The sequence below is a fragment of the Caballeronia sordidicola genome (genome assembly GCF_001544455.2).
GTDB classification, from domain to species: Bacteria; Pseudomonadota; Gammaproteobacteria; order Burkholderiales; family Burkholderiaceae; genus Caballeronia; species Caballeronia sordidicola.
The window spans coordinates 1-5,713 of sequence record NZ_FCOC02000044.1 but is presented as its reverse complement, the minus strand read 5'-3'; the positions used below and the strand labels follow the sequence as shown (position 1 = coordinate 5,713).

Sequence of the window (5,713 nt, the reverse complement as noted above, 5' to 3'; positions counted from 1 at the left end):
CTACATAATCTCGTTTCTGTGCTGCAAACGCAGCGACGCGAAAGCGGCGGTGTTCCGAGGGTTGGAATGCTGGTGTTTTGGCGATGTTCTTTAAAAACTAACAGCCGATAAGTGTGGGCGCTTGGTGGTTTGCTTTGGGGTGTGGTGGTGTTTTCCGGGGTTTTTCGGGAGATGCTGCCGTGAAGCGAAAGTATCAAGTCTCACACTAGTATTAAGGTAGGTTTTGAGCGTCTTTCGGGTAACCGGAAGATGGGAGGAACTTGTCAGTACGTTGAGTGAGCGACCTATTCGGAAGAATAGAAAACAGTAACAGGCATTGAACTGAAGAGTTTGATCCTGGCTCAGATTGAACGCTGGCGGCATGCCTTACACATGCAAGTCGAACGGCAGCACGGGGGCAACCCTGGTGGCGAGTGGCGAACGGGTGAGTAATACATCGGAACGTGTCCTGTAGTGGGGGATAGCCCGGCGAAAGCCGGATTAATACCGCATACGATCTACGGAAGAAAGCGGGGGACCTTAGGGCCTCGCGCTATAGGGGCGGCCGATGGCAGATTAGCTAGTTGGTGGGGTAAAGGCCTACCAAGGCGACGATCTGTAGCTGGTCTGAGAGGACGACCAGCCACACTGGGACTGAGACACGGCCCAGACTCCTACGGGAGGCAGCAGTGGGGAATTTTGGACAATGGGGGCAACCCTGATCCAGCAATGCCGCGTGTGTGAAGAAGGCCTTCGGGTTGTAAAGCACTTTTGTCCGGAAAGAAAACCTTCGCTCTAATACAGTGGAGGGATGACGGTACCGGAAGAATAAGCACCGGCTAACTACGTGCCAGCAGCCGCGGTAATACGTAGGGTGCGAGCGTTAATCGGAATTACTGGGCGTAAAGCGTGCGCAGGCGGTTCGTTAAGACAGATGTGAAATCCCCGGGCTTAACCTGGGAACTGCATTTGTGACTGGCGAGCTAGAGTATGGCAGAGGGGGGTAGAATTCCACGTGTAGCAGTGAAATGCGTAGAGATGTGGAGGAATACCGATGGCGAAGGCAGCCCCCTGGGCCAATACTGACGCTCATGCACGAAAGCGTGGGGAGCAAACAGGATTAGATACCCTGGTAGTCCACGCCCTAAACGATGTCAACTAGTTGTTGGGGATTCATTTCCTTAGTAACGTAGCTAACGCGTGAAGTTGACCGCCTGGGGAGTACGGTCGCAAGATTAAAACTCAAAGGAATTGACGGGGACCCGCACAAGCGGTGGATGATGTGGATTAATTCGATGCAACGCGAAAAACCTTACCTACCCTTGACATGGTCGGAACCTGGCTGAAAGGCTGGGGTGCTCGAAAGAGAACCGATACACAGGTGCTGCATGGCTGTCGTCAGCTCGTGTCGTGAGATGTTGGGTTAAGTCCCGCAACGAGCGCAACCCTTGTCCTTAGTTGCTACGCAAGAGCACTCTAAGGAGACTGCCGGTGACAAACCGGAGGAAGGTGGGGATGACGTCAAGTCCTCATGGCCCTTATGGGTAGGGCTTCACACGTCATACAATGGTCGGAACAGAGGGCTGCCAACCCGTGAGGGGGAGCTAATCCCAGAAAACCGATCGTAGTCCGGATCGTAGTCTGCAACTCGACTACGTGAAGCTGGAATCGCTAGTAATCGCGGATCAGCATGCCGCGGTGAATACGTTCCCGGGTCTTGTACACACCGCCCGTCACACCATGGGAGTGGGTTTTACCAGAAGTGGCTAGTCTAACCGCAAGGAGGACGGTCACCACGGTAGGATTCATGACTGGGGTGAAGTCGTAACAAGGTAGCCGTATCGGAAGGTGCGGCTGGATCACCTCCTTTCTCGAGCTCAACGCTTTGAACAAAGCACTGAAGTGCTCACGCTTATCGGCTGTAAGAAGACAGGCTAAGGGTCTGTAGCTCAGTTGGTTAGAGCACCGTCTTGATAAGGCGGGGGTCGTTGGTTCGAATCCAACCAGACCCACCATGATTCGCTTGAGTGATGATTAACGAATGCGTTAAGCGTCATAAAAGAGGAATGACGGACCCTTCAGCATCAAGGTACGGGGGGATTAGCTCAGCTGGGAGAGCACCTGCTTTGCAAGCAGGGGGTCGTCGGTTCGATCCCGTCATCCTCCACCAATCACCAACGCAGATTTTTTATACCTGTGAGCAGAAAAGTGCTTGCGGTGTCGTGTGAAAAATACGCATTGGCGATTGAGCCAGTCAGTAAGCGGTTTTAAGCATAGCGCTTGAAGTCGTGCTGTCGTTCTTTAACAATCTGGAAGAAGTAGTAAAGAGATTCACGAAAATACACTTAGAGATGGGTGTATGAGTAGGTGAATCAGGGTTGTGATTGTATCAATGTATGAAAAGTTATCGAGAGATGGCTTGGAATACGGCGCAACACGAATACTCAACCTATGGCGCGCGTGTTGAGAGACACACTCGTTATAGGGTCAAGCGAACAAGTGCATGTGGTGGATGCCTTGGCGATCACAGGCGATGAAGGACGCGGTAGCCTGCGAAAAGCTTCGGGGAGCTGGCAAACGAGCTTTGATCCGAAGATGTCCGAATGGGGAAACCCGGCCCGTATGGGTCATCCTGGAGTGAATACATAGCTCCAGTGAAGCGAACGCGGTGAACTGAAACATCTAAGTAACCGCAGGAAAAGAAATCAACCGAGATTCCCAAAGTAGTGGCGAGCGAAATGGGATCAGCCTGTACCTTTTAGCATCATTGTTAGCCGAACGCTCTGGAAAGTGCGGCCATAGCAGGTGATAGCCCTGTAGGCGAAAACAGCGATGTGGAACTAGGGGTACGACAAGTAGGGCGGGACACGTGAAATCCTGTCTGAAGATGGGGGGACCATCCTCCAAGGCTAAATACTCGTGATCGACCGATAGTGAACCAGTACCGTGAGGGAAAGGCGAAAAGAACCCCGGGAGGGGAGTGAAATAGATCCTGAAACCGCATGCATACAAACAGTCGGAGCCTTGAAAGGGGTGACGGCGTACCTTTTGTATAATGGGTCAGCGACTTACGTTCAGTAGCAAGCTTAACTGATTAAGGCAGGCGTAGCGAAAGCGAGTCCGAATAGGGCGTCTCAGTTGCTGGGCGTAGACCCGAAACCAAGTGATCTATCCATGGCCAGGTTGAAGGTGCGGTAACACGTACTGGAGGACCGAACCCACTAATGTTGAAAAATTAGGGGATGAGCTGTGGATAGGGGTGAAAGGCTAAACAAACTTGGAAATAGCTGGTTCTCTCCGAAAACTATTTAGGTAGTGCCTCGTGTATCACCTTCGGGGGTAGAGCACTGTCATGGTTGTGGGGTCCATTGCGGATTACTACGCCATAGCAAACTCCGAATACCGAAGAGTGCAATCACGGGAGACAGACATCGGGTGCTAACGTCCGGTGTCAAGAGGGAAACAACCCAGACCGCCAGCTAAGGTCCCCAAATATTGCTAAGTGGGAAACGAAGTGGGAAGGCTAAAACAGTCAGGAGGTTGGCTTAGAAGCAGCCACCCTTTAAAGAAAGCGTAATAGCTCACTGATCGAGTCGTCCTGCGCGGAAGATGTAACGGGGCTAAGCAATATACCGAAGCTGCGGATGCATATTTATATGCATGGTAGGAGAGCGTTCCGTAAGCCTGTGAAGGTGCATTGAAAAGTGTGCTGGAGGTATCGGAAGTGCGAATGCTGACATGAGTAGCGATAAAGGGGGTGAAAAGCCCCCTCGCCGTAAGCCCAAGGTTTCCTACGCAACGTTCATCGGCGTAGGGTGAGTCGGCCCCTAAGGCGAGGCAGAAATGCGTAGCTGATGGGAAGCAGGTTAATATTCCTGCACCATTGTTAAATGCGATGGGGGGACGGATCGCGGAAGGTTGTCCGGGTGTTGGAAGTCCCGGTCCTTGCATTGGAGAAGGCGCTTAGGCAAATCCGGGCGCGGAATTCAAGGGTGCGAGGCCATTCACTTCGGTGAAGAAGCAATCGGAAGTGGTTCCAAGAAAAGCCTCTAAGCTTCAGTTTAACAAGACCGTACCGCAAACCGACACAGGTGGGCGAGATGAGTATTCTAAGGCGCTTGAGAGAACTCGGGAGAAGGAACTCGGCAAATTGGTACCGTAACTTCGGGATAAGGTACGCCCCTGTAGCTTGAATGGCCTGCGCCATGAGGGTGAAGGGGTTGCAATAAACTGGTGGCTGCGACTGTTTAATAAAAACACAGCACTCTGCAAACACGAAAGTGGACGTATAGGGTGTGACGCCTGCCCGGTGCCGGAAGATTAAATGATGGGGTGCAAGCTCTTGATTGAAGTCCCGGTAAACGGCGGCCGTAACTATAACGGTCCTAAGGTAGCGAAATTCCTTGTCGGGTAAGTTCCGACCTGCACGAATGGCGTAACGATGGCCACACTGTCTCCTCCCGAGACTCAGCGAAGTTGAAGTGTTTGTGATGATGCAATCTCCCCGCGGCTAGACGGAAAGACCCCATGAACCTTTACTGTAGCTTTGCATTGGACTTTGAACCGATCTGTGTAGGATAGGTGGGAGGCTATGAAACGGGAACGCTAGTTTCCGTGGAGCCGTCCTTGAAATACCACCCTGGTTTGTTTGAGGTTCTAACCTTGGCCCGTGATCCGGGTCGGGGACAGTGCATGGTAGGCAGTTTGACTGGGGCGGTCTCCTCCCAAAGTGTAACGGAGGAGTACGAAGGTACGCTAGGTACGGTCGGAAATCGTGCTGATAGTGCAATGGCATAAGCGTGCTTAACTGCGAGACCGACAAGTCGAGCAGGTGCGAAAGCAGGTCATAGTGATCCGGTGGTTCTGTATGGAAGGGCCATCGCTCAACGGATAAAAGGTACTCTGGGGATAACAGGCTGATACCGCCCAAGAGTTCATATCGACGGCGGTGTTTGGCACCTCGATGTCGGCTCATCTCATCCTGGGGCTGTAGCCGGTCCCAAGGGTATGGCTGTTCGCCATTTAAAGAGGTACGTGAGCTGGGTTTAAAACGTCGTGAGACAGTTTGGTCCCTATCTGCCGTGGGCGTTGGATATTTGAAGGGGGCTGCTCCTAGTACGAGAGGACCGGAGTGGACGAACCTCTGGTGTACCGGTTGTCACGCCAGTGGCATCGCCGGGTAGCTATGTTCGGAAGAGATAACCGCTGAAAGCATCTAAGCGGGAAACTCGCCTTGAGATGAGATATCCCTGGAGCTTTAAGCTCCTTGAAGGGTCGTTCTAGACCAGGACGTTGATAGGTCAGGTGTGGAAGTGCAGTAATGCATTAAGCTAACTGATACTAATTGCCCGTAAGGCTTGATCCTATAACCAGTGTGTTTCGGCTGCCAATGCCGTAGCCAGAACCGCTCGGGTTGAGATCATGTTGTGCCAGTAACAACCACAACCCCAAGCAACATCAGTAACCACGAGGCGCTCAACAAGCGAACTCGACTACTTCTTCCCCAGATTGGTTGTATCGACCAGAAAACCGATACAACACCCCTTTATGCCTGATGACCATAGCGAGTTGGTACCACCCCTTCCCATCCCGAACAGGACCGTGAAACGACTCCACGCCAATGATAGTGCGGATTCCCGTGTGAAAGTAGGTAATCGTCAGGCTCCCCATTCGCTGAAATACACTCAGCATAAACGCAAAAACCCCACCCAACTCGGTGGGGTTTTTGCGTTTA

General features: G+C 52.3%; 2 tRNA genes and 3 rRNA genes. All 5 read left to right on the top strand.

The annotated features are described in order from the left end of the window. The first annotated feature begins 318 nt into the window (after positions 1-318). The 5 genes from AWB64_RS30415 (at position 319) to rrf (ending at position 5,642) form a co-directional block, all read left to right on the top strand. Positions 319-1,849: ribosomal RNA gene (locus tag AWB64_RS30415) — 16S ribosomal RNA — on the top strand. A gap of 68 nt (positions 1,850-1,917) precedes the next feature. Then, positions 1,918-1,994, top strand: a tRNA-Ile gene (locus AWB64_RS30410). Positions 1,995-2,073: 79 nt separating this feature from the next. Next, a tRNA-Ala gene (locus tag AWB64_RS30405) sits at positions 2,074-2,149 on the top strand. A gap of 315 nt (positions 2,150-2,464) precedes the next feature. Next, positions 2,465-5,344 (top strand): 23S ribosomal RNA (locus AWB64_RS30400). Between the two features lie 185 nt (positions 5,345-5,529). Beyond that, positions 5,530-5,642 (top strand): 5S ribosomal RNA (rrf, locus tag AWB64_RS30395). The 16S, 23S and 5S rRNA genes sit together here with 2 tRNA genes alongside, the layout of an rRNA operon. Positions 5,643-5,713 lie beyond the last annotated feature (71 nt).